Source organism: Pontibacter sp. GD13 (assembly GCF_058216355.1).
Map to the genome: position 1 here is coordinate 102066 of NZ_JBYZMQ010000012.1, position 22880 is coordinate 124945.

Sequence of the window (22880 nt, forward strand, 5' to 3'; positions counted from 1 at the left end):
AAAAGCTATGACAAACACTATATTTCCTTGCTTGTGGTTTGATGGCCAGGCAAAGGAGGCGGCGACTTATTATTGCTCGATTTTCAGGAACTCCAGAATAGTTTCTGAAAATCCGGTGGTGGTAATCTTTGAGATAAACGACACGAAGTTTATGGCCCTAAATGGCGGACCGCAGTTTACGTTTTCAGAAGCTGTTTCTTTTGTGGTGACCTGCGAAACACAGGATGAAATTGACCATTACTGGATGAAGCTAACCGCAGAAGGTGGTCAGGAAGGCCGTTGTGGTTGGCTGAAAGACAAATTCGGGGTTTCCTGGCAAATTGTTCCTGCCGTGTTACCAAAGTTAATGAGCAACCCCGACAAAGCCCAGAAAGTAGTGGAAGCCTATATGCAGATGAAAAAATTTGATATTAACGTATTAGAGAATGTTTAGCATGATGCTATACGGGTGTATGCAGGTATTATGGAACTGAGCCGGAATATAAAAGCACTTATACTTAAAAGCACGGCCACAGTGGCCCTGTTACTGCCTGTTGCCAGTTTTGCGCAAGCACAGGCCTATAAAAAGATTCACCAGGAAGCTATTGTGGTAGACACGCACAACGATGTGTTGATCTCTATTATGGAAGGGATGGATATCAGCAAGGACCTGCGTGGGAAGACACACTCAGACCTGCCCCGTTTTAAACAGGGCGGCGTGGATGCACAGTTCTTCTCTGTCTGGAGTGATGAGACGGGTGATTATGCCTTTGCCGTGAAACAGCTAGACACGCTGCACGCTGTTATAGCCCGAAACCAGAAACAGATGATGCTGGCTACCTCCTACCCTGACATTATGAAAGCCGTAAAGCAGAAAAAGCTGGCGGCACTGATCGGTGTGGAAGGCGGCCATATGATCGATAATGATCTACCTAAGCTGGACAGCCTCTACAAAAAAGGTGTCCGTTACATGACCCTTACCTGGAATAACTCTACTCCCTGGGCCTCCTCGGCTGCCGATGAAACAGCCGGCACGGTACCTAACCCCGAAAAAGGACTTTCTGAATTTGGCAGGCAGGTTGTAAAACGCATGAATGAACTGGGCATGATGGTTGACCTGAGTCATGTGGGGGAGCAAACTTTTTGGGATGTAATGGCTATCGTAAACAAACCCGTACTCGCCTCCCACAGCGACGTTTATCAGCTTGCCCCGGTACCTCGCAACCTGAAAGACGACCAGATAAAAGCCATCGCAAAGAACGGAGGAGTTATACAGCTCAACTTTTACTCCGGCTTTCTTGATCCTAAATTCAACAAAAGGCTGGAGGCATTTACGGCTAAACACAAAACAGAACTGGATTCCCTTGACGCCCTGGGTTGGGCCGGCGCTAATATAGCTGAAAAAATGAAATCCCTTTATCCAGAGGAAGTGCTTCAGGTACGCCCTCCCCTGTCAATACTTTTTGACCACCTGGATCATATCGTTCGACTGGTTGGCGTAGATTACGTCGGGTTGGGTTCCGACTTTGACGGCATCACGTCCACGCCGCAGCAACTCGATGGCGTACAGGATTACCCGGTCATCACAAAAGAACTCCTCGCCCGGGGATATAGCGCCCAGGATGTAAAAAAGATACTCGGAGGCAACGTGCTACGGGTTTTTAAAGCTAATTCGGCACGTTAATTTTTCCCGCTTCCGCTGTAAGGAAAGTAATGTGAAGTTTTTTAAAGATAGTAGTGCAGTTATACTTGTTACACGCAGCCCCGCAGGAATAGGATATAGCTAAATTTTAAACTCCAGGCCCGGACTAATTCGCATAATCGCACTTGCTTTTATATCTGATAAACTATATTTTTGAATTTTATAGTTCTAAATTCAGAAATCAAACGTTGACATGAAACAGCTTGTACTCACCTTACTTTTTACCGTTGCTGGCTTGGTTTCCCTTCAGGCCCAGGACATCATTACAAAGCGCTCAGGAGAGAAGTTAGAAACCAAGGTATTGGAGATAACCACCTCTGAGGTCAGGTATAAAAACTTCCATAACCCGGAGGGCCCTACCTATGTTATGGCAAAATCGGATGTGTTGCTGATACAGTACGCCAACCAAACCAACGAGGTGTTTGAACAGAACGATACGTCGCCGCCTCATTCTCAGGATTTAAGCACAAACAGAACCACAGCGCTTGCTCCTACGGTAGCAGCAGAACAGCCTGCTGCCACCGCGCAGCAATTGTACCAGAACGGCATGTCAGATGCCCTCCAGTACTATGACGGGTATAAGCCGGCAGGCACCACCGTGCTGGTAGTAAGCTTGCTTTCGCCCTTGGTTGGCTTGGTGCCGGCTATTGGTACATCCGTTACCAAGCCTCAAAAGCAGAACCTAGATGCTCCCAACGCTGAATTGCTACAAAACCCCGATTATTTGAGTGGCTACCAGAAAAGCGCCAGCAAAATTAAGAGTGGTAAAGTATGGAAAAACTGGGGCATTGCGTTTGGCGCAAATTTACTGGCTATCTTTCTGCTAACTAACGGCCAGTAAAAGTATTTTTTATAACCCATTAGCGATTAACCCACCCCTAGCCCCTCCGAGGAGGAGAATTACATGCACGAGAAAAATTCCCCTCCTCGGAGGGGCTAGGGGTGGGTTTACACCTTCAAAGCATTTTAAATAGCGCAACTTAAGTTGCCTTGCCTTACCCTTTACCCCGCATCTGCTTTTCCATGGCATCCCACATTTCCTGCGGAATCTGGTCGAAACTGTTAAATTCTCCGGCACCGTAAAGCCATTCCCCTCCGTCTATCGTTACCACTTCCCCGTTCACGAAAGCAGCATAGTCAGACACCAGGTAGGCGGACAGGTTGGCCAGTTCCTGATGCTCTCCAAAGCGCCCTACCGGTATACGCTTTAACGGATCAAGCTGATCGGCCAGCTGCTTCGGGAACAGGCGTGTCCAGGCGCCCTCCGTAGGAAACGGGCCCGGAGCAATCGCATTGGAACGGATGCCATACTTGGCCCACTCCGATGCCAGCGAACGCGTCAGGGCCAGTACCCCTGCCTTGGCACAGGAGGATGGCACCACGTAGCCCGAACCCGTCCAGGCGTAAGTGGTGACAATGTTGAGGATACAGGCCTCCTGCTTTTGCTCGATCCAGTGCTTTCCCAGGGCCAGCGTGCAGTTATAGCTTCCCTTCAACACGATATCGGTCACCACGTCAAATGCTTTGTGACTCAGCCGTTCGGTGGGGCTCACAAAATTACCGGCCGCGTTATTTACCAGCGCGTCTACCCGGCCAAAGCGCTCCAGCGTGGTTTCCAACATGGCCTCTATCTCGTTATACTTGCGTACATCGCAGGCAATGGGCAGCACCTGTCCCCCTGTCTCCGCTTCCAGCTCTTTGGCTGTTTGCTCCAGCACGTCCAGTTTGCGGCTGCAGATAACCGTATGGGCACCCAACTCCAAAAAATATTTAACCATGGAACGCCCCAAACCCGTACCACCACCGGTCACGATGATGACTTTGTCCTTCAGTGCACCTTCTTTTAACATTGGTTCTGCTTTGATCATACGTATAGCTTTTTTAGGAATGCATTTAGTAGCCCTCTACGGCCCCATTTACATAAAGATAAGCATAGAGGTAACTTATAGACAGAAAAATACTTCATTTATACTATTAATAACCCGTTATGACAACCGAACAACTGAAACAGGAATTGCAGCAGGCCAGCCGCGGCCTACTGATGCTGAGTGAAACCGACGCGGCTTTTGAGTTTTATTTTCATGAGCAACCCGAGGAGCCTTTTACACCGGATACTGTGGTGGAATGGGATGGTAAACCCGGCGGCACCTCGGTACAGGAAATGCCACTCGACAATTTCTTCAGGAGAATGACCCAGCCCCACCCCGATGCCGATGCCCTCCAAAAGGAGAACTCCGAAAAGTTTAAGCAGCTACAGCATAAGATGCAGGAATTACTGCACGATGTGAAAGCCTATAAGATCAGTGAGGTAACCATTCCTGTGTACCTGATCGGGCAGACTGAAAACGGGGATTATGCTGGGCTGAAAACACTGGTGGTAGAAACGTGATAGCCTTTCAGGTCTGCCAGAAGATACAGACCTGAAAGGCTAAGAAAGGGAAAAAGGAAAGGGAACTTATTGCGTGGGGCCGGTATCCACTCTCGCTTCGATCACGGACTGTACCGAACTGGAAACGTTCGACAGCAGATTGTACCCCATTTTCGCCTCAATGGCATCAACGGTAGTGCGGTAACTGCCCCAGGTACTGCTCACTGAGTTTGAATTAGGGGTATCCACGGCAATCACTCGTGTGCTGGTGGTTACGCGGCTGGCATCGCTGGTGCCAACGGGCAGTACCACGATCACTTTCCAAACGCGGTTTGGAACGGTTACCTTACCGCTGGCCAGTGTTGTTTTGTAGCCGTTGGTTCCATCTCCGCCTGTTCCATAGCTGCCCATGATCACATAAAGCTCGTTGCCCTGGCTTACCAGCGTGCGGCAATAGTTCTCCAGGTTCGCCCAGGTTTTCTGGTTGTTGTTGGGCGCCTGCGGTATCATGTTCGACATCAGGAAGGTGGCCGAATTATCGGTTACGGTTAAGGTGCGGTCTGCTGAAGGGCAGTTATGGCCGCGGTCAAAGCCACTTCCTGTGTAATCGGTGGGCGTTACTTTGTAAAAAGCCGCTGGCAAAGAATTGTCCGCCCTGAAATCGTCCTGCCGTGGGGTGCTGCCCAACCACGCACTACTCAGGTGCCAGCTTACCCAGTTTGGTGTGCCCCGGTAGCTGTTGTACGACATGGAGTACTGCGATTTGTTGATCAGGTAGTTGGCGTAACTGGTGCCAGCCCCACTCGGGTTCCCCATGGCCATGTTGCCATCTTTGGTGGCGGTGGCATTGGCTACTGCGCTCAGGCCTCCTATCTTCTGGGTAGTGGCCTCCGGCGTTACACTGTCCTTGGAACAGGAAACAAGCATCCATCCCACCAGGGACAGACACAGCATGCGTTGTAAATGTTTTAGCATAGATATATAGGGTTTTTATATACACCAAATATGCTATGTTAAAAGGAGATTACTGTTATCTCAGAGTAAAATTTTGGTTCTTTATGTTATTTATTTAAAACACTATAAACCAACCAGTTTAAATCCTTCCTTTTGCCAGAAAGGCTTACTGCTTACCGGAAATAATCCTGAACCAGTTTCTCCACCGCAATGATCCCACTCAGGCACACCCCGACAATTCCCTGCCCCGGATACACGGTATCGCCGCACACATACGCCCCCCGGTGGTCCAGCCTGGCGTCTTTCATCTGCCAGGGTTTTAAGTGCCGGTACTGCGGGTACCCTCCCACTGCCCCATAAGCGCGCTTTGTCCAGAAGGTCCAGGCGCCGGGTGTGGCCGATTGTATGTACTTGATATTTTCTCGCAGAAAAAGCCCGTGTCGCTCTAGAGCCGTCAGTATAGCCTGTTCCAGCAGGTGTTTCTCCCCGATGCGGTTAAGTTGCGGGTCAGCAACATGGGTACTGACAGCCACTACAAGCTCCCCTGCCTGCGCTCTACAACTATCCTCCGGATGACTGAAACTCACGAAAACACTTTTACTGGTAATAAAGGGCAAACCTTTTGGAATATGCACCTGATGGTGCAGCACCTGCGGCAATGGTGTATGCTGCAGTACCAGCCCCATTGTAAATGCCCCGTTCAGCATTTTCGAAGGCAACACATGCTTCTGCAGCTTTAACCCGGCGGCCGATTCCCCGAAAAGATGCAAGGTATTGTTGAGGGGGATACCGCTAATCACAAATCTGCTCCGAAAGCTTGATTTGCTAGTGCTAACTTCATATCCCTTCGGCAGCTGCCGTATGTGTTGCACCTGCTGCCCGTATTTCACTACCCCTCCTTCCCGTTCCACAAATTCCACTACCGGCGAAACCAGGTTTATCAGGCCGCCATCCACATAGTAGTTCCCGAACAGAGTATAGCACAGCGCTGTGGCTCCAAACAACTCGTTTACCTCGTGCATCTGGTTCTGAGCAGTAATGAGTAATTGCTCGTTCACAAAATCCACAAAAAGCTGGTTGCATTCCAGGCCATACTTTCGCAACAGGTCCTGCATGGTTCGGAAAGTGCCTGGCAACAGCTTCAGCTGCCCGGGTCTGAATTGCAGCGCCGCATGCAGCACATCCTTCATATTTGAGAAGGGAAACGTGTTCTGTCGGAGCGATGTGCGCCACACCGATTTGCTTACCCCGAAACAGTGCTCCCAAAAGGCCCGCTGATTGCCAGCCCCAAAAACGCGTTCCGCCTCCGCAACCCACTCCTCCAGGTTGCCATAGCGCGTCAGTACCTGCCCGTCTGGTAAATGCACCTGCATCGGAACAGCCAGTTTTCTTAGCGGGATCCTGACGCCTGTTTCATCCAGTAGGTGGCGCAGCGGCATGTGCTCGTCCAGGCCGACCAGGGTGGTGGCGCCGGTTTCGAAAGTGTAGCCTTTGCGCTTAAACGAAGAAGAACAGCCGCCCGGGTACTTGGCCTGCTCCAGCACGCATACACGCAGCCCACGTTTTACCAGGAGCGCTGCAGCCGTTAAAGAACCAAAGCCTGAGCCAACTAAAATCACATCATACTCCATATTATCGGCTTCAGGCCTGCTATGTATTATAAACAACTGTAAGCTTAAACCGTTAGGGTGTATATTTGTTAAATCAATTACAGATGCAAAAAATCACTTATGGGAGAAGCACAGGTAATTAGTTTGTTGGGATGCGGGTGGCTCGGATTGCCCCTTGCCGAGCAGTTGGTGCGCAGCGGTTATACCGTAAAGGGCTCTTCCACCACGCCCTCTAAATTGAAACTGCTGGAAGACAAGGGCATTCATCCTTACCTGATCGATCTGCAGGAGGAGCAAGCGGCCCTCGACAGGCTGCCTGATTTCCTGGATTCAGAGGTGCTGGTGTTCAACATCCCGCCGAAACTTCGCTCCGATGGGGGCCAAAGCTACCTAAAACAGTTGCATGTACTGTTGAGGGCCCTGACCGATGCGCCTGTTAACCGCGTGTTGTTTGTTTCGTCCACTTCGGTGTACCGCGACCTGAACCGGGTAGTAACGGAAGAGGACATCAGTTTTACCATGGAACAGGAACCGGACAACATGCTGCTGCAGGCCGAGCGTTTGTTTCAGGAAAGGGAAGACTGGATGACGACGGTGGTCCGGTTTGGCGGTCTGGTGGGTGGAAGCCGGCAGCCCGGCAGGTTCCTGGCGGGCAAAAAGCACCTGCCCAACGGCGATGCCCCTGTCAACCTGATCCACCTGGACGATTGCGTGCAGATTCTGCTGCGTGTGATGGAGCAACAGAAATGGGGCAACACCTACAACGCCTGCGCTGACCAGCATCCCATGCGAAAGGATTTTTTCACAGCCGCAGCAGCGCGTATCGGGTTGGTTCCCCCGGAGTTCGATGACATGGAGGAAACACATTTTAAGCTGGTAAACAGTGAAAAACTGCTCGATGATCTTTCCTATTCGTTCCTGCACCCGGACCCAATGGCGTTCTTTTAGTATCTTTGCAGTCGGTGAGCCCTTGTTTTATACTTAGGTAACTCTAAACCGGCAGTGCAGGGCATCCTGTCTTTTGAAAGCCAATACCAAGTACAGACAATGCAGATAGTAGTGATAGGCGGAGGAGCAGCCGGGTTTTTCGGAGCCATTGCATGTGCGCAGGCAAACCCCAGGGCAAAGATTCTGCTACTCGAAAAAACATCTAAACTCCTGTCCAAAGTCCGGGTGTCGGGTGGCGGACGATGTAATGTAACGCACCATAACTTTGTGCCGTCCGTTTTCGCGCAGCATTACCCCAGGGGCGCCAAACAGCTTAAAGAAGCGTTTAAAACCTTCGGGGCTGCCGAAACCGTGTCCTGGTTCGAGAGCCGCGGCGTAAAACTCAAAGCCGAGGCCGACGGCCGCATGTTTCCGGTAACGGATTCCTCTGAGACCATCATTGCATGCCTGCTCCAGGAAGCCCGGCGACATGGCGTGGAGATCAGAACCAGTACGCAGGTAGATAAGATAGCGGTCACGCGCACAGCAGGCGCCGAACCACAGTTCCGTCTTTCGCTCAACGGGGGCCAAAGCCTTGTAGCAGATAAAGTCTTGATCAGCACCGGCGGGAGTCCGAAAACCGAAAACTATTCCTGGCTGCGCGAGATCGGGCACCACATCATCCCCCCCGTGCCCTCCCTTTTCACATTCAACGTGCCGGGCTCTCCCTTAAAAGAGCTCATGGGCATATCAGTGCCACGCGCCCGGGTTAAGATCGCAGGCAGTAAGCTGGAATACGAGGGCCCTTTGCTTATCACCCACTGGGGGTACAGCGGACCCGTTGTGCTAAAATTATCTGCCTGGGGAGCTCGGGTTTTCCATGAGCAAAGCTATCAGTTTAACGCCCTTGTCAATTGGATCCCGGAATTTACAGAGAATTCATTGCGGGAGTATTTTGCAGCGTTCCGGGTGGCCCACCCCAAAAAGATAGTGGTCACCAACGCGCTTTTCAACCTGCCCCAACGCCTCTGGAAAACCCTCTGCACACTGGCCGATATTACGGAACAGACCCGCTGGACCGAATTGCCCGGCAAAAGCACGAACAGATTGCTGGAAGCCCTGCTTCGCATGCCCCTGGAGGTAAAGGGCAAAACTACCTTTAAAGAAGAGTTCGTGACCTGTGGGGGGGTGGACCTAAGCGAGGTGAACATGAAGACCATGGAAAGCAAAATTCAGTCGGGCCTGTACTTTGCAGGCGAAGTGCTGGATATAGATGGCATTACCGGCGGTTTCAATTTCCAGGCTGCCTGGACAGCGGGTTATCTGGCTGGAATAGCTATGGCTGCCCAAACGGGCAACTGAGTGCGCGGTGATGAAATAGGTAACAATTTTTATTTAATTCCAGTACATCTGCATACTAGCAATAAAAATTGTAAAACTATGGAAATCAATAAAGAAGTTTTTTCGACTGTACACCATTTGATCGAAAGATGCAAGGATGGGGCGAAAGGATATAAAACCGCATCAGAGGATGTGGAGGACAAAGACCTGAAGGACTTGTTCAGGAAATACGCCGTGCAACGCGATAGTATGATCACTGAGCTGCAGGATCAGTTGCACAAAATGGGCCACACTGACAAAGAGTCCAGCTCTATTGAGGGAACCATTCACCGTGCCTGGATCGACTTGAAATCCGCGTTAACCTCTAAAGACCGTGTGCGTGTGCTGGAGGAGTGTGAGCGCGGAGAGGATTATGCCGTTGAGGCCTACCGCGACGCACTTAAGAAGGACTTGCCCGGTGACTTGAAGCCCATTGTACAGCAGCAATACGATGATGTTAAAAAAGCACATGACCACATCCGGACATTGCGTGATGCAGCCAAGTCAAAAAGCTAACAAGAATACTTTAAGTAAACAAAAAAAGGAGCTACGGCTCCTTTTTTTGTTTCTGGTCTGCCTGTTACCAGCTCATGCACAGCCAAGGCCCCAACAAATAAGAAGGGTGAGATCCGTCTGACCTCACCCTTCTAAATCTTACTGCATCAGCAGCAGGTATAATCTTCCAACCTTTTTATGATACCTTTCTTACGCCCCACAACTGCAAGAGGTTACCAAAGTATAAAGTTCTCGCGATAATATTTTTAGCACTTTGGATTGCCTTTTAAAATACATCGAAAAACAAATAGGCTGACGTTTCAAGTCAGCCTATTCTAACAATTATTAAAAGGTTTTGAATCTTTTAAACTGTATGTTATTATTTACGCCTCATATAGGCAAAGGTTACAGTTATAGCGCAGAATTAGAATCTTCTTTTTCTGAATCCGCCTCTATCGCCGCCACGGTCGCCGCCTCGGCTATCGCGATCGCCACCTCGGCTGTCTCCACCTCTGCTTCCACGGTCGCCGCCTCTGAACGAATCGCCGCCGCGACCACCCCGGTCACCGCCACGGTCTCTGTCTCTGAAAGAGCCGCCACCGCCGCTACTGCGACGGCGTTCGCCACCTGAGCGTCCGGCAAAGCCGAAGTCATCACCGCCACCTTCGCGGCCGCTTTGCTCTTTGGTGCCTTTCTTATCTGATTTCTCCACCACTACCATACGGCCGTCTACTTCCAGGCGAGAGCAGCTCTGTAATATCTCGGCAGTATATTCTTTAGGCACTTCCACAAAGCTGAACTTATCGTACAGGTCAATGTCTCCTACCTGTGTGGCCGGGATGCTGGCATTCTGGCTTAGCAGGTCGATGATGTCGCGTGGGTGCACTCTGTCTTTCTTACCGATCGTGATGAAAAGGCGGTCCATGCCGTCCGGTGTGGCCCGCATGCTTTTCTCAGCCTCAGCACCTTTTTCCTTTACTTTCTGCTCCTTCAGGCTCATTTTAAGCAGGGCAGCAGCTACGTCAAGCGGAGTATGTCCTTCTGTTTCATTCACAAAACGCTCAATGCGCGCAATATGCTTGGCCAGGTGTCCTTTATCCAGTACTTCCTTCACTTTATCAAAGAAAAGAGTAGTACGGATCTCGTTCACATCCTCTAAAGAAGGCACTTGCTGTAAAACGATCTTCGCCTTGGTGTAGCGCATGATGTCTTTGATCTTATAGCCATCGGTGCGGTTACCTACAAAAGAGAAGGCCTTACCTGACTTACCGGCGCGGCCTGTACGACCGATACGGTGTACATAAGACTCCTCGTCCTGTGGCAGGTCGTAGTTGATAACAGCTTCCACATTCTCTACATCCAGTCCACGGGCGGCCACGTCGGTGGCTACCAGTATCTCAAGGGTAGCATTACGGAACTTCTGCATCACGTTAGAGCGCTGGTTCTGGTTCAGGTCACCGTGGAGGGCATCGGCAAAATAACCGCGTGCCTGCAGGTTCGACACCAGTTCATCGACCATGCGCTTGGTATTACAGAAAATGATCGCAGATTTCAGGTTGTACATATCAAGCAGGCGGGAAAGTACTTCCTGCTTCATGCTGCTGCGCACCTCAAAGTATACCTGGTCTATGTTGGTAACGGTCAGTTCCTGGTGAACCACCTTCACCAAAACCGGATCGGTCTGGTAACGCTTGGTCATTTCCATGATCGGCTTCGACATGGTGGCCGAGAAGAAAATGGTCTGACGGTCTTCCGGGATGCGTTCCAGCACATACTCAATGTCCTCACGGAAACCCATGTCCAGCATTTCGTCTGCCTCATCCAGGATGATCTTCTTCACACGATCCAACACCAGTGTTCCGCGCTGAATATGGTCCATCACACGTCCTGGTGTACCGATCACGATCTGCACGCCTTGTTTCAGGGCGCGCAACTGGCGGTCGTAGGGCTGGCCTCCATAGATAGGTACCACGCTGATGCCTTTTTTATACTTGGCCAGCTTCTGGATCTCTCCGGAAACCTGAATGGCCAACTCGCGGGTAGGGCACAAAATAAGCGCCTGCACGCTTCTGTCGCTCTCATCAATGCTCTCGATGGTCGGAATACCGAAGGCGGCAGTTTTACCGGTACCGGTCTGGGCCTGGCCAATAATGTCTTTTCCTTCTAATACAACCGGAATGGCTGCTGTCTGGATGGGAGAGGCTTCTTCGAAACCCATGTCTGCGATAGCACGCTGAACCTCCGGCGAAAGCGGAAGCTCTTCAAATTTGATCTTGTTCATTTGATTTACTTAATAACAATAATATGACACATCTGGAGGCAGCCTGTTTTTCAACCTTGCTCTTCTAAAAAGCACGACACGACAAACTAAAAACAACCAGGGCCAACAGATGGTGCAACCAGTTATACAGTAAATCAGACCGTATCCAAATCGGGCGCAAAGATACGATTAATAAACGGATTTTACTAATCATCTTGGTTATGTTGATTAACCCTCCCCTTCCGCAGTGCTCACCCTGATAAAGCCTTCATTCACTTGATAAATATATTTATTTAATTATACTAACATTATTTTTGTAAATTAGTATTAATAATTAAATTTTTTATTGAAATAGGTAACTATAAATTTATTCACTCGTTCTACACAGCTGTTCACCCTTATTATACAGTCGTTCACCATTTTAGCCACAATATATTGATTGTTTAATGTAGTAAGAACGTAGAATCACAAATAGCACCTGTAATCTAAGCACTAACCTTTTAACCCCTTTATGAAATTAAGAACAAAGTGAATCGCCACCACGTAACCCGATAATTCGCGTGATCCTACTATTTATCTACGCTAATGAGAATCGGAAGCCACAATGGCGCATCCTAGCAAGCATCCGAAAAAGCGAGTTAAATAAAACCTTAAACCCCTTAGTCCATTTCTATGTTACACTTTTCCAAAATCTCAACACAAGGTAAAGATTTCAACCTGATCGCCTCCGGTGCATTGGCTTTTAAAATCCACAACAAAATCCTGAAGGACGAATCGTTTCTTCAGGGTTCAAAAATCAAACGCAACATGCTGCTCGGGAGCCCCTCGTCGAACGGGTCGGACATCGGTCAGAAAAAAGTGTTTTTTGTGATCATCTCTGACCTGGACCGTACCAACGTGGAGTCGCTTTGCCAGATGATCAAAAACGAACGCTCCAATGGTAGTTATGCCGTCTGCCAGGTGATACCGATGTACTACAACGAACCCTCTTTCAAAGCGCTTAAAATGCTTCGCCAGAACTTCGACGAAGTAATGGAGTTGAGCAAATTCAACCTGGGTGGCAGCAAGGCACTCATGAGCGCTGAGCAGCAGCATTGCGTGATCACGGACTACTCCATGGCCATGGCCCGGGTAATGTACCATGTATGCGTGAAAGACTTCGCCTCGAGCCAGCAGTCGGCAACTAAAATCTCGGAAGCAGTATACGCCTAAACCGATACTCTGCCAAACATAGAAAGACAGCCACAATCCTTCCCGGATGGTGGCTTCTTCTTTTTTATACTTTGGATAACCGCATGGAGCTGAAACCCTTACACATCCCGGGCTAAAAACATTTCGGCAATTTGTTGTAGGATGGGCTCGCATCGGTGTATCTTTAATGTATAGAACCTCTGCTTATGCCCTCTCTCTTTAAGATATATTCTTCCTCCGCCGGTTCCGGCAAAACCTATCACCTCACCAAGGAATACCTGAAGCTGGCACTCCACTCCGCCGACCCTGATTATTACAGATCGGTGCTGGCGATCACCTTCACCAACGATGCCGCTGCCGAAATGAAGGAGCGTATACTGGCCGCCCTGCGGAACTTCAACAAAACGGACCTTTCAGAAAAAGAGAAAGCCAACAGCGAGATGCTGCTCGATTTGATCGTAGCTGAGTTGCAGCAGGATTACCACGAGGAGATGCTGGACAAAGCGGAGGTGCGTCGCCGTGCCGCCATCCTGTTCCGCCAGATACTCTATAACTACTCCGACTTTAGCGTTAGCACCATCGACAGCTTTGTGAACAAGATCGTGCAGGCCTTTACCCGCGAGCTGAACATTCCGCACAATTTCGAGGTGGACCTGGACTCGAACACCCTGCTCACAACCGCTGTTTCTTTGCTGCTGGATAAGGTAACGGACTCAAAGGACGACCTGCTTTCCCAAACCCTGGAGCACTATGCCCTGGAAAAGGCTCGGGAAGGGAAAAGCTGGACCATGCTGCCCGACGACCTGAGGGACTTTGCCCGTAACCTGCTTAACGAGCAGGTATACGAGGCCATTACAGACTTGCAAAAGCTGAGCCTCGAGGATTTTAAACTGGTGCGGGAGCAACTATTTGAGGCAAAGCAGCAGATCGAAGAAGCCGTGCAGGAACCCGGCAACCAGGCCATTCAACTCATTGATAATACAGGCCTCTCCCCTGCCGACTTTTACCAAAGTACCCGGGGCATCTGGAGCTATTTCAACAAATGGACCCGGAAGGACATTGACCTGAACTACTGCAACAGCAACGCCCAGAAAACAATAATAGAAGAGAAATGGTACGGCGGCAAAGCCAATGCTTTCACCAAAAGCCAGATCGATGGCATCAGGCCGCAGCTCACCGAGTTATATAACCATATTGAAAGTATAAAGGAACAGTTTGCAGCCACCTACTCCCTGATACTGCAGATCGTGCCGCACCTTTATAAGGTATCGCTGTTGAATGAACTGGAAAAATGCCTGCAGGAAATCAAGCTCGACAAGAACACGGTGCACATTTCAGAGTTTAACAAGCGCATCATCGATATCGTGCTGCAGGAGCCTGTGCCCTTTATCTATGAGCGCCTCGGCGAAAAGTATAACCACATCCTGATAGATGAGTTTCAGGACACCTCGGTGCTGCAGTGGAATAACTTACTGCCGTTGGTTGATAACGCCCTGGCATCGGGCTATTTCAGCATGGTGGTAGGCGATGCCAAGCAGGCCATCTACCGCTGGCGGGGAGGTGAGATGGAGCAAATCCTACACCTCTATAAAGGGTCGACCAAGCAGCTTTATGAAAACCGACGCCACGGTCCGCTCCTGAAAGAACGATACGAATCCGTGGACCAGGCCCTGCTCCCGGATAACCTGCAAACCAACTATCGCAGCCGATCCGAGATAATCGACTTTAACAACGAGCTTTTTTCCTTCGTCAGCGAAGGACACCCGGAATTTGGCATGTTCACGGCTATTTACGACGAGTCTTTTAAGCAGAAAGTACCCGGGGGAAGTCAAAACAGCGGTGGCCACATCCAAGTGATGTTCACGCACGATGATGATGACAACTTTGCTTACGACCTGGATACCTGCAGCCGTACCGAAGTACTGTATGAAGGCTATGCCCGCCACCAGGTACTGACCTACGACGAGAGCACCCTGAACATGGTTTTGCAACTGGTGAAGCAGGGATTGGCTGAAGGTTACGCGTTGAAAGACATGGCCATACTTTGCCGCACCAATGTCAAAAGCAAGCTGATCGCTAATTTCCTGAAAGAGCGCAAGTTCGATATCATCTCGCAGGATTCCCTTTCGCTGCAGTTTGCCGAGGTCATTAACCTGATCATTGCGCTATTCCGTGTATTAAACAGGCCTAATGATACGTTGGCAAAATCAGAGGCCCTGTACCTGGTCTGCAAGGTGTCGCTGGAAACGATTCCGGATGTGGCCATGACGCAAACCATCGCCGATATTGCCAACGATGCAGAGAACCAGTCGTTCTTTGATCAGCTCCGTGTGTTTGGCTTTGATGTGCTGGAGCGAGAAACGGGCAACCTATCCATCTATGAACTGACGGAGAAGCTGATCCGCATCTTTAACCTGCTGGCCCAGAACAACGAGAGCGAATACCTCTTCCGTTTCCTGGACCTGGTATTGGAGTATAGCCTGAAGCACAGCAATAACCTCAACAACTTCCTGGCTTACTGGGATGTACAAAAGGAAAAGCTCAGCATCAACACCCCTAAAGACAGGGATGCCATCACCATCACCAGTATACACAAGTCCAAAGGCTTAGCTTACCCGATCGTCATCATCCCATTCGCTGACTGGGGCACGGAGCCGAAAAGGGGCTCGCTGATGTGGAGCCATTTGCCCGAGGATGTTACAGTTAGCGGTAAACTACGCAGCGTTGCAGTTAACATAAGTTCCAAACTAGAGAATACTATCCTGACCCAGCAGTACAGCACCGAGATTGAGAAGACATTTATCGAAAACCTGAACATGCTGTATGTGGCCCTTACCCGCCCCATCGAAAGGCTATACCTGATCGGCAATGCCAAAGACTTACTGGAAGAACGTAAGGCACCTAAGCTGGAGGGGCAGGCAAAGAACGTGAGTCACCTGCTTTACCGTTATCTGGTGCACAAGCAGCTGTGGGAATTCGGCAAACACTGTTATCAGTTAGCCAAAGGCAACCCGCGGGTAGTCCGCACCCAGGCTGAGTCGCACCCGACCTACTCCCTCGATCACCTGGTGTCCACGGATTGGGAACAGCGCTTAAAGATAAAGCAGCACGCCAACAACGTGTTCGATTTTGAGACCCAGGCAAAACAGCGCCAGCTTAACCGCAAGCTGCATTTTGCCCTGGCCCGCATTGCCTTTGCCCCCGAGCTGGAGCAGGTGCTGCGACAAATGGTGTACGAAGGCATTATCAGTGAAAGGGATAAAGCAGAGCTGCGCGAAAAGCTCGACGTTGTGCTGCATCATCCGCAGCTGGCGCCCTATTTCTCTAACCAGGTGGCTGTGGAGCATGAGAAGGAGGTGCTGGATGCCCGCGCCTACTTATATAAGCCCGATCGGATAGTATTTGCCGGAGAAACCGTTGTTTTGATTACCTTCAGGCTGCCACCACCAGAGCCGGAGCACCGCAGCCGGCTGGATCATTACGCGGTTCGTTTCCGGCAGTTGGGGTATAAAAAAGTGAAATGCCTGCTCTACTACTTCGATACGCAACAAGTGCTGGAGTGGCATTAAGGCGAAAAACCGGCAGCGCAACTAGGGCTGGCCTTTTAAACATTCAACAAAATAAGTCATAGCTATTTCCTCCTTTTACAATTGCAGGATTTTCAACACATTTATATGGAACAACGATTGACCATTATCACCATAGGGGTTAAGAACCTGCAACGTGCACGCGATTTTTACCTGAACGTGTTCGGGTGGAAAGCAACAGAGAGCAGCACCGAAGGCGTGGTCTTCTTCCAGCTGAACGGGATACAGCTGGCGCTTTTCCCACAGGAATCGCTGGCGGACGATGCCGGCGTGGAACCGGACGGCACAGGTTTCAGAAGGTATTCTTTGGCACATAACATGCGCTCGGAGCAGGAAGTAAACGAACTGGTGGTCCGGTTAGCAGAGAAAGGCGCACGCGTGGTGAAACAACCTGAAAAAGTATTCTGGGGCGGGTACAGCGGCTATATCGCCGATCCGGATGACAACCTGTGGGAAATAGCCTATAACCCCTTTTTATCTTTGGATGACTTGGGCAACACCAGTGCACCCTCCATACATTAAGGATCAGGAGTTGCAGGATTCAGGAAGGTATGAGAGGAAGGCCATGTGTACTGTTTAACTTTTTATGTGCGGCAGCTATCTGATAAAAGTATAAACCTTTTTCCAGGGAAGGGTATATTACCCCAAACCTATTCTGCAAACAGGAGAGGTACAGGCACACATGCTTAGCGGTATCAATATTATGAAATTTCAGATTAACGCTAAAATCTGAGCATCCTATGATGCTGTAAATCCTGATTCAACCATTTATTTATTTTCACAATTTGTGCAGACCTTCCTAGAGCTAACGGCGAAATACATTTACGAAAAGTATAAAGAGAACATCAGCGACCTGTGCATCGTGCTGCCGTCGCGGCGTGCGGGCTTCTTCTTTAAAACAGCGCTGGCGCAGGCCGCACCCGAACCCATCTGGTCGCCGGAGGTCTACGCCATGGAAGACTTTATATGCAAACTGGCCAAAACCGATGTGGTGGAACCGATCAATCTGCAACTGGAGCTGTATGACCTGATGCGGGAGCAGGACCCTACCATGGATTTTGATCAGTTCGTAACCTGGGCCGGCACCCTGCTCGACGACTTCAGCCACATTGACCAGAACCTGGTGGATACCGGCAAGCTGTTTGAGTACCTGGCAGAAGCCAAGGCCCTGGAGCGCTGGGACCCGAAGTTTCTCGGTAAGGAGATATCCCCTACCCTGCGCAAGTACTTCAGCCTTTGGGACAACATCGAGAAAACCTACCACAACCTACAGCAGCGCCTCCTAGAGAACAAGCAGGCTTACCCCGGTATGGCCTTCCGGCGGGTGGCCAATTCCATCGACAGCATCGCAAAAGAAAGCGCTTGCCACCAGTTCATTTTCATTGGCCTGAACAGCTTAACCGCCTCGGAGGAGAAAATCATCAAAACGCTGCTAAAGCACGACAAAGCAGAGGTGCTGTTCGATAGCGATGATTTTTACATGGAGGAAGGCACTCCTAACCGTGCCGGCAGTAACCTGAAAAAGTATAAAAGCACCTGGAAACTGCCGGAATGGCGCTGGCAGCAAAACTTACTGCTAACCGACGAAAAGGAGATTAACGTGATCGGGGTGGCCAACGCCAGCATGCAGGGCAAACTGGCCGGGCAGCTCCTGCAGGAGATTCGGGAGCAGGACAAGCATGCGCAGGTGGCCATCGTGCTACCCGATGAAACGCTGCTGTTGCCTGTGCTGCACTCCATCCCCGACGACATCCCGACTTATAACGTAACGATGGGGTTGAGCTTTAAGGGAACTCCCCTGTTTAACCTCATCGACCTTTTGTTTGAGGTACACCTTTCCGGCGTCACGCAGCTACAGGATTCCGGCTATAAAGTGCATCAGTACCATCACCTGTCGGTTACCAAACTGCTCACGCACCCCTTCATCAGAAGGTACGAGCTGCACCTGAACGATGATCCTGCCCAGAAAAGATACCATGGCATGATACAGACGGTGCTGGAGTGCATGGTGCTGGAGAACAAAGTGCTGATCCGGGCCGAGGAACTGCTGGAAAGCAGCCAGCAGCACCCGCTCTTTGCCATTCTGTTCCAAACCTGGCGCGACTGCGAAGACATCATCGCAGCCATGTACCGCCTGATCGAGTTGCTGCGCGAGGTATACACCCACGGCCACAACACCATCGAAACAGAGTACCTGTACATCTTTTATACATTGGTAAAGCGCCTCGATACCATTTTCGACTGCCGGGAGCAGAAGATCTCGGTTCGCAGCTTCAAGAAGTTCCTGTATGAGCTTATTGGGCAAACGCGCCTGCCTTTTAGCGGAGAGCCTATCTCGGATGTGCAGATCATGGGTATGCTGGAAACACGCGCGCTTGACTTTGAGAACCTGATCATACTCTCAGTGAACGAGAACGTGCTACCGGCCCCGAAGCGCCATGAGTCGCTGCTGCCTTACGACGTGCTGAAGCAATTCGGGTTGCCCACCTATGCCGAGAACGAGGGAGCGATGGCGTATAACTTTTACCGCCTGCTGCAGCGCGCCAAGCGCGTAAACCTGCTTTATGTGCTGCCTTCCGACACCTACGGGTCCGGTGAGAAGAGCCGGTTTATACTGCAACTGCAAAACGACCTGGCCCTGCGCAACCCGCGCATACGGTTTAAGGATATGACAGCCGCTGTGGAGCAGGTGCTAACACGCGCCTACAACGAGGATATCCTGATCGAAAAGGACGAGAACACCCTTGCCCAGATCAGAAAAGAGCTTGGAAAAGGCCTTTACCCCTCGCACCTGAACATGTACGTGAACTGCTCCCTGCAATACTACTTTACCCGCATCGCCAAAATGCGGGAAATGGAGGAAGTAGAGGAACAGTTAGGCGCTGACCAGTTCGGTACCATTGTGCACCAGGTTCTGGAGGATTTCTTCAAACCCTTCGCCCAGGATGGCAACCCCATTGAGGCACCGCATGTGGAGGCCATGCTGCAAGATCTCCCGAGCAAGGTAAAGGCGGAGTTCCGGAAGGTGACCCGCGGCGCCAAGCCAGAGCGCGGCATGAACTACCTGCTCTACAAGGTGGCGGTGCAGGTGTTGGAGAAGTACCTGGAGAATTTGAAAAAGTCGGATGAGCTTCCCCTGTACATCCTGCGCCTGGAAGAGACCCTGGCTACTACCCTGCCCGTGCAGGTAGGAACTGAAACCATTCAGGTACGGGTAGCAGGGAAAGCAGATCGCATCGACCTGACAGGCCACGAATTGCGTGTAATCGACTATAAGACCGGTAAAGTGGAACAGAACCAACTGCGGGTGAAGCCGGAAGAGGTGGAGCTGCATTTTACAACGGACCCCAAGTATGCCAAGGCGCGACAGTTGTGGCTCTATGAGTATATTCTGCAGCGTGTTTTGGCAGACTCGCCGGAAACCATACTGCAGAATGGGCAGCATGTGGAGCTGCAGCAGATAGTTCCGAAGTCAGGCATACTGTCTTTCCGTAACCTGGATGCGGGAGTGCTTTCGTCAGAATTTAATTTTGAACAGGCCATGGAACTGGGCTTTATACCGGCGTCAGAGCTGCTGCTCCGCACTATCGTGCAACGCATGCTGGACCCACTGGAGCCGATCCGGAAAACCAAAGACCTGGATGTTTGCCAGTGGTGCGCCTACCGGGGAATCTGCGCAAGGTAAAGCAATGAAAGGTTGCTTCAATGTTCTCTAATTCCATTTCTTGGCAACCGGCTGCGCAGTCCTAAAAAATAAATGCTTCCTGTTGCGTTGCCCTTGTGAAAGGTGTAGCAAAAGGAAGCATACTTAAAAACATATAAGCCTAGCTGCGATTAACCCACCCCTACCCCCTCCGAGGAGGGGAGTTTTACTCGTGCATGTAATTCCCCTCCTCGGAGGGGTTAGGGGTGGGTTAACACCTTCAAAGTATATTATAGATCGTAACAGGAGTAAAATCTACTTACAAGCTTATACATTTACGTTCGCCATTTGCTCTTCGCGGTACCTGCCTCCCGAGGCCACGCCCTGCGGTGCGATCGCATCGATTTGTTGCAACTCCTCTTTAGTAAGTGTAATATCCAACGCACCAGCATTTTCCTCCAGGTATTTACGGTGCTTGGTGCCCGGTATCGGCACGATGTCATCTCCTTGTGCCAGCAGCCAAGCCAGGGCAAGTTGGGAGGGTGCGCATCCCTTCTGTGTGGCGAGTTCCTCTATTTTACGAACCAGGTCCAGGTTCTTCTCAAAATTGTCTCCCTGGAAGCGCGGTGACTGGCGCCTGTAATCATCTGCTGCCAAATCCTCAAATTTCCGTATCTGCCCTGTCAGGAATCCACGGCCAAGCGGACTGTATGGCACAAACCCGATATCCAGTTTGCGACAGGCAGGCAGAATCTCGTCCTCCACGTCGCGGCTCCACAGCGAATACTCCGTTTGCAAGGCAGCGATCGGGTGCACCCGTACTGCTTTCTGCATGGTAGCAACCGACGCCTCTGATAAACCCAGGTAACGCACCTTGCCTTCCTTCACCAGTTCGGCCATAGCCCCTACTGTTTCTTCTATGGGTGTGTTTTTATCCACCCGATGCTGGTAATACAGGTCAATATGATCGGTGCCCAAGCGCTTCAGGCTGGCTTCGCAGGCTTTACGCACGTATTCAGGTGTTCCGTTTATACCCAGAAAGCTGCCGTCCTCTCCGCGTACGTTCCCGAACTTAGTAGCCAGTATCACTTTGTCCCTTCTGTCGCGGATGGCTTTGCCTACCAACTCTTCGTTTGATCCCACGCCATACATATCCGCTGTATCCAGAAAGTTTATACCCAGTTCCAGCGCGCGGTGAATGGTGGCCACAGACTCGGTATCGTTGCGATTACTGTAAAAATCCGACATGCCCATGCAACCGAGGCCCAGTGCAGAAACTTCCAATCCTTGTTTTCCTAGCTTTCTTTTTTCCATTATGGTTTGATAAAATATGTACAAAAATCATTTCACTAAATTTAAGTTACGGCACTGTTTGGCAATGGTTAAATACGGCCGGGCCGTAATTAACTGATCATAAATATTATAGCTGTCACAGAATCTTGTCTGCAGGTCGAGCTTATGGCTGGTTCCCTTCCATGAATCCCTGCTGGGAGGCAGAGAAAACGCCAAGCGCTTTTAGCCATACTTTCCTGGTTTCGGCATTTTTTAGCATCTTCGCTTTGAATATCCTTTGTGTTGAAAAATAAGCTGCTGTGCGACCTATATTCTTTTTGCTGTTCCTGTTTCTGTTTACATCACCGGCTTTTAGCCAGATTTCCAATAAAAAAGTGGTCGCAAAAGATGGGGATGGCATTTACACGCTGCTGCGCAGGCATGGCCTGAGCAATGCCCATCTCACTGCATTCATACAGCTTAACAAGAAAAATTTAGGCAGAGACAACACTTTGTTTGCCGGCAGAACCTATTTATTGCCCACAGAAACCGCGAACGCGCCTGAAGCTGCACACACTACCCATTCAGAAAGCTCCTCCAGCCTACTGCATATCCCCTTATTTGGTAAAGCCTATGCGCGGGTGGAAGTTCAGGACCAGCAACTGAAGGGCGCCGTATATTACCTGGTAAGCGGCCACGGAGGACCAGACCCCGGCGCCGTGGGCAAGTATGGCTCTAACCAATTGGCCGAGGACGAATATGCCTACGATGTAACCATCCGGCTGGCACGCCTACTGATGGAACATGGTGCTACAGTTTATATGATTATTCAGGATGAGGACGACGGTATCCGGGATGAGAGCATATTAAGAATGGATAGAGACGAGGTAAACTATTCCGGTAAACCCATTTCGGTAAGCCAGGTACAGCGGCTACGGCAGCGCACCAATGCCATTAACGCGCTGTACGCTAACCATAAAGGCGCATACCAGCGCATGTTGGCCATTCATGTTGATAGCCGGAGCAAAGGCCAGAACATTGATGTTTTCTTTTACCACCACGAGAACAGCAGCGCGGGGCAGCAGCTGGCCGAGCATATTCACCAGACCTTTACCGCAAAGTACAAGCGCTACCAACCTTATCGCGACTACTTCGGGAACGTGTCGCAACGCAGCAGCCTGTATGTTGTAAAGTATACCCACCCCCCAACCGTGTTCATCGAGTTAGGCAACATACGGAATAACCTGGACCAGCGGCGCTTTGTCATTCCAAGTAACCGCCAGGCACTGGCCAACTGGATCAGCGAAGGCATTCTGTTGGATTATAAATCACGAAAATAAGATATGTATTTACCAAGGCGCACCGACATGGCAGCCGTCAATGTTGCTTTTGAGATGCCTGTAAATATTCTATTAAATGTTTCAAAGATGTGGTGCAATTTTTCTTAACTAAATTATACCGTGCGCTTACCCATCTGTAACACGCAAATACCGCATCAAAGTATCAATTAAC

17 protein-coding genes are annotated in these 22880 nt (G+C 50.3%); 12 read left to right on the forward strand and 5 right to left on the reverse strand.

Going from position 1 to position 22880, the window contains the following annotated elements; translation table 11 throughout:
• The first annotated feature begins 7 nt into the window (after positions 1-7).
• From AC4BAN_RS15305 to AC4BAN_RS15315, 3 genes are all read left to right on the forward strand, one after another.
• The gene (locus tag AC4BAN_RS15305) at positions 8-433 is read left to right on the forward strand and encodes a VOC family protein (protein WP_490565285.1); all 426 of its coding nucleotides are present in this window, start codon (positions 8-10) and stop codon (positions 431-433) included.
• 30 nt (positions 434-463) lie between these two features.
• Complete coding sequence (locus AC4BAN_RS15310; RefSeq protein WP_490565286.1) at positions 464-1663, forward strand: dipeptidase; 1200 nt, start codon at positions 464-466, stop codon at positions 1661-1663.
• Positions 1664-1874: 211 nt separating this feature from the next.
• Positions 1875-2522, forward strand: coding sequence for a hypothetical protein (locus tag AC4BAN_RS15315; protein WP_490565287.1), 648 nt, complete (start codon positions 1875-1877; stop codon positions 2520-2522).
• 154 nt (positions 2523-2676) lie between these two features.
• Here the strand turns inward: AC4BAN_RS15315 and AC4BAN_RS15320 are convergent, their stop codons facing one another.
• Complete coding sequence (locus AC4BAN_RS15320) at positions 2677-3549, reverse strand: SDR family oxidoreductase (protein WP_490565288.1); 873 nt, start codon at positions 3547-3549, stop codon at positions 2677-2679.
• A gap of 119 nt (positions 3550-3668) precedes the next feature.
• Here AC4BAN_RS15320 and AC4BAN_RS15325 point away from each other — a divergent pair, with 119 nt between their 5' ends.
• On the forward strand, positions 3669-4070 hold the full coding sequence (locus tag AC4BAN_RS15325) for a nuclease A inhibitor family protein (RefSeq protein ID WP_490565289.1): 402 nt from the start codon (positions 3669-3671) through the stop codon (positions 4068-4070).
• Between the two features lie 66 nt (positions 4071-4136).
• On the opposite strand, the gene AC4BAN_RS15330 is transcribed toward AC4BAN_RS15325, so the two are convergent.
• Both AC4BAN_RS15330 and AC4BAN_RS15335 read right to left on the reverse strand, forming a co-directional pair.
• The gene (locus AC4BAN_RS15330; RefSeq protein ID WP_490565290.1) at positions 4137-5024 is read right to left on the reverse strand and encodes a DNA/RNA non-specific endonuclease; all 888 of its coding nucleotides are present in this window, start codon (positions 5022-5024) and stop codon (positions 4137-4139) included.
• Between the two features lie 152 nt (positions 5025-5176).
• Positions 5177-6670, reverse strand: coding sequence for a phytoene desaturase family protein (locus tag AC4BAN_RS15335; RefSeq protein ID WP_490565291.1), 1494 nt, complete (start codon positions 6668-6670; stop codon positions 5177-5179).
• A gap of 63 nt (positions 6671-6733) precedes the next feature.
• Here AC4BAN_RS15335 and AC4BAN_RS15340 point away from each other — a divergent pair, with 63 nt between their 5' ends.
• The 3 genes from AC4BAN_RS15340 to AC4BAN_RS15350 all read left to right on the forward strand — a co-directional run bounded on the left by AC4BAN_RS15340 (position 6734) and on the right by AC4BAN_RS15350 (position 9436).
• Positions 6734-7561 carry an SDR family oxidoreductase gene (locus AC4BAN_RS15340; protein ID WP_490565292.1) on the forward strand — a complete coding sequence of 276 codons (828 nt, stop codon included), beginning with the start codon at positions 6734-6736 and terminating at the stop codon, positions 7559-7561.
• Positions 7562-7660: 99 nt separating this feature from the next.
• Positions 7661-8902 carry a BaiN/RdsA family NAD(P)/FAD-dependent oxidoreductase gene (locus AC4BAN_RS15345; protein ID WP_490565293.1) on the forward strand — a complete coding sequence of 414 codons (1242 nt, stop codon included), beginning with the start codon at positions 7661-7663 and terminating at the stop codon, positions 8900-8902.
• 78 nt (positions 8903-8980) lie between these two features.
• A complete protein-coding gene (locus AC4BAN_RS15350) occupies positions 8981-9436 on the forward strand; it encodes a ferritin-like domain-containing protein (protein ID WP_490565294.1) in 456 nt (151 codons plus the stop codon).
• A gap of 403 nt (positions 9437-9839) precedes the next feature.
• Here the strand turns inward: AC4BAN_RS15350 and AC4BAN_RS15355 are convergent, their stop codons facing one another.
• Entirely contained in the window at positions 9840-11696 is a 1857-nt protein-coding gene (locus tag AC4BAN_RS15355) for a DEAD/DEAH box helicase (RefSeq protein ID WP_490565295.1), read from the reverse strand.
• 651 nt (positions 11697-12347) lie between these two features.
• Here AC4BAN_RS15355 and AC4BAN_RS15360 point away from each other — a divergent pair.
• The 4 genes from AC4BAN_RS15360 (at position 12348) to AC4BAN_RS15375 (ending at position 20138) form a co-directional block, all read left to right on the forward strand.
• Positions 12348-12887, forward strand: coding sequence for a hypothetical protein (locus tag AC4BAN_RS15360; RefSeq protein ID WP_490565296.1), 540 nt, complete (start codon positions 12348-12350; stop codon positions 12885-12887).
• 185 nt (positions 12888-13072) lie between these two features.
• Positions 13073-16435 (forward strand): UvrD-helicase domain-containing protein, encoded by a 3363-nt coding sequence (locus tag AC4BAN_RS15365; protein ID WP_490565297.1) that lies wholly within the window; start codon positions 13073-13075, stop codon positions 16433-16435.
• 105 nt (positions 16436-16540) lie between these two features.
• Positions 16541-16975: a VOC family protein gene (locus tag AC4BAN_RS15370; RefSeq protein WP_490565298.1), complete on the forward strand. Its 435-nt coding sequence runs from the start codon at positions 16541-16543 to the stop codon at positions 16973-16975.
• 265 nt (positions 16976-17240) lie between these two features.
• Complete coding sequence (locus tag AC4BAN_RS15375; protein WP_490565299.1) at positions 17241-20138, forward strand: PD-(D/E)XK nuclease family protein; 2898 nt, start codon at positions 17241-17243, stop codon at positions 20136-20138.
• Positions 20139-20423: 285 nt separating this feature from the next.
• On the opposite strand, the gene AC4BAN_RS15380 is transcribed toward AC4BAN_RS15375, so the two are convergent.
• A complete protein-coding gene (locus AC4BAN_RS15380) occupies positions 20424-21410 on the reverse strand; it encodes an aldo/keto reductase (RefSeq protein ID WP_490565300.1) in 987 nt (328 codons plus the stop codon).
• A gap of 278 nt (positions 21411-21688) precedes the next feature.
• Here AC4BAN_RS15380 and AC4BAN_RS15385 point away from each other — a divergent pair, with 278 nt between their 5' ends.
• Positions 21689-22708 (forward strand): N-acetylmuramoyl-L-alanine amidase family protein, encoded by a 1020-nt coding sequence (locus AC4BAN_RS15385; protein ID WP_490565301.1) that lies wholly within the window; start codon positions 21689-21691, stop codon positions 22706-22708.
• Positions 22709-22880: the final 172 nt, after the last annotated feature.

What these genes read in the sequence shown, in the direction of transcription:
- AC4BAN_RS15305 (WP_490565285.1), top strand. Translation starts at nt 8, where the DNA reads ATGACAAACACTATATTTCCTTGCTTGTGGTTTGATGGCCAGGCAAAG.
- AC4BAN_RS15310 (WP_490565286.1), top strand. Translation starts at nt 464, where the DNA reads ATGGAACTGAGCCGGAATATAAAAGCACTTATACTTAAAAGCACGGCC.
- AC4BAN_RS15315 (WP_490565287.1), top strand. Translation starts at nt 1,875, where the DNA reads ATGAAACAGCTTGTACTCACCTTACTTTTTACCGTTGCTGGCTTGGTT.
- AC4BAN_RS15320 (WP_490565288.1), bottom strand. Translation starts at nt 3,549, where the DNA reads ATGATCAAAGCAGAACCAATGTTAAAAGAAGGTGCACTGAAGGACAAA.
- AC4BAN_RS15325 (WP_490565289.1), top strand. Translation starts at nt 3,669, where the DNA reads ATGACAACCGAACAACTGAAACAGGAATTGCAGCAGGCCAGCCGCGGC.
- AC4BAN_RS15330 (WP_490565290.1), bottom strand. Translation starts at nt 5,024, where the DNA reads ATGCTAAAACATTTACAACGCATGCTGTGTCTGTCCCTGGTGGGATGG.
- AC4BAN_RS15340 (WP_490565292.1), top strand. Translation starts at nt 6,734, where the DNA reads ATGGGAGAAGCACAGGTAATTAGTTTGTTGGGATGCGGGTGGCTCGGA.
- AC4BAN_RS15345 (WP_490565293.1), top strand. Translation starts at nt 7,661, where the DNA reads ATGCAGATAGTAGTGATAGGCGGAGGAGCAGCCGGGTTTTTCGGAGCC.
- AC4BAN_RS15350 (WP_490565294.1), top strand. Translation starts at nt 8,981, where the DNA reads ATGGAAATCAATAAAGAAGTTTTTTCGACTGTACACCATTTGATCGAA.
- AC4BAN_RS15355 (WP_490565295.1), bottom strand. Translation starts at nt 11,696, where the DNA reads ATGAACAAGATCAAATTTGAAGAGCTTCCGCTTTCGCCGGAGGTTCAG.
- AC4BAN_RS15360 (WP_490565296.1), top strand. Translation starts at nt 12,348, where the DNA reads ATGTTACACTTTTCCAAAATCTCAACACAAGGTAAAGATTTCAACCTG.
- AC4BAN_RS15365 (WP_490565297.1), top strand. Translation starts at nt 13,073, where the DNA reads ATGCCCTCTCTCTTTAAGATATATTCTTCCTCCGCCGGTTCCGGCAAA.
- AC4BAN_RS15370 (WP_490565298.1), top strand. Translation starts at nt 16,541, where the DNA reads ATGGAACAACGATTGACCATTATCACCATAGGGGTTAAGAACCTGCAA.
- AC4BAN_RS15380 (WP_490565300.1), bottom strand. Translation starts at nt 21,410, where the DNA reads ATGGAAAAAAGAAAGCTAGGAAAACAAGGATTGGAAGTTTCTGCACTG.